We start from the raw sequence: 1096 nt of genomic DNA on the forward strand, positions 1-1096 counted from the left end.
TAAGCAGTCATGCAAAATTAATTGCATATTTACCAAGTTTAATGTAAAATATGCAATATTAGGCATTAAAACGCAGAAAAAGGAGAGTCAGCCATGAAATTTATAAATTTATGTCCCGAAACTGAAAAAATGCTAGAAAGAATTTATCATGATAGCCAGCATCATAAAGTTAGGCAAAGAGCTCATTGTATTCTTTTAAGTCATAGAGGATTTAAAATGGAAAAATTATTGGAAGTTTTTAAAATAAGTCGTCGAACCCTGCAATACTGGTTTCAACACTGGGAACAAAGTAAATTACCGGGGTTGTATGACCAACCGGGAAGAGGAAGAAAACCCAAGTTAACAACTCCTCAAAAACAGCAAGTTAGGGAGTGGATAAAAGCCGAACCTAAAAATTTAAACAAGGTCATTAACCAAGTTCAAGAGGAATGGGGAATTAAGGTAAGTAAAGATACAATAAAAAGAGGAGCAAAACAGTTGGGAATGACCTGGAGGAGAATGAAGAGAGGACTCGCTGGAAGTCCCTTTGACTGGGAATATGAGTTCAAGTTAGAAAAACTAAAAGAGCTAAAAGAATTAGATAAAACCGGAAAAATTGACTTACGATTTTTAGATGAATCAGGAATGTCTTTAACTCCCTCAATACCTTATGGATGGCAAGATAAAAAAGAGAGAACTGTGATTCCCAGTGCTTCTAGTAAGCGCCTAAATATATTAGGAGTAATGAATCGCCAAAATGAATTAGAATATGAGTTGTATTCGGGAAACTTAAACAGCGCCAAGTTGATTAAGTTCTTAGATAAATTTAGTAAAAAGATAACTAAAAGAACTGTCGTAGTAATGGACCAAGCCTCAATTCACACCAGTAAGGCAGTCGTGGGAAAGTTAGAAGAATGGGAGACTAAAAACCTGGAAATATTTTGGTTACCTCCTTATTCCCCGGAACTGAATTTAATTGAAATTTTATGGAAGTTTATCAAACATGAATGGATTAAAATTGAAGCTTATAAAAACTGGCAAAATTTAGTTGATTATGTCACTAATGTCCTCGAAAATCTAGGAAAAGAATATGCAATTAATTTTGCGTAACTGCATA

1 protein-coding gene is annotated in these 1096 nt (G+C 34.1%); it reads left to right on the top strand.

Annotated elements, in window-relative coordinates; genetic code table 11:
* The first annotated feature begins 93 nt into the window (after window positions 1-93).
* Window positions 94-1089 carry an IS630 family transposase gene (locus tag NG792_RS28810; RefSeq protein ID WP_261237809.1) on the top strand — a complete coding sequence of 332 codons (996 nt, stop codon included), beginning with the start codon at window positions 94-96 and terminating at the stop codon, window positions 1087-1089.
* Window positions 1090-1096 lie beyond the last annotated feature (7 nt).

The organism is Laspinema olomoucense D3b, assembly GCF_025370785.1.
Classification (GTDB): Bacteria; Cyanobacteriota; Cyanobacteriia; order Cyanobacteriales; family Laspinemataceae; genus Laspinema; species Laspinema olomoucense.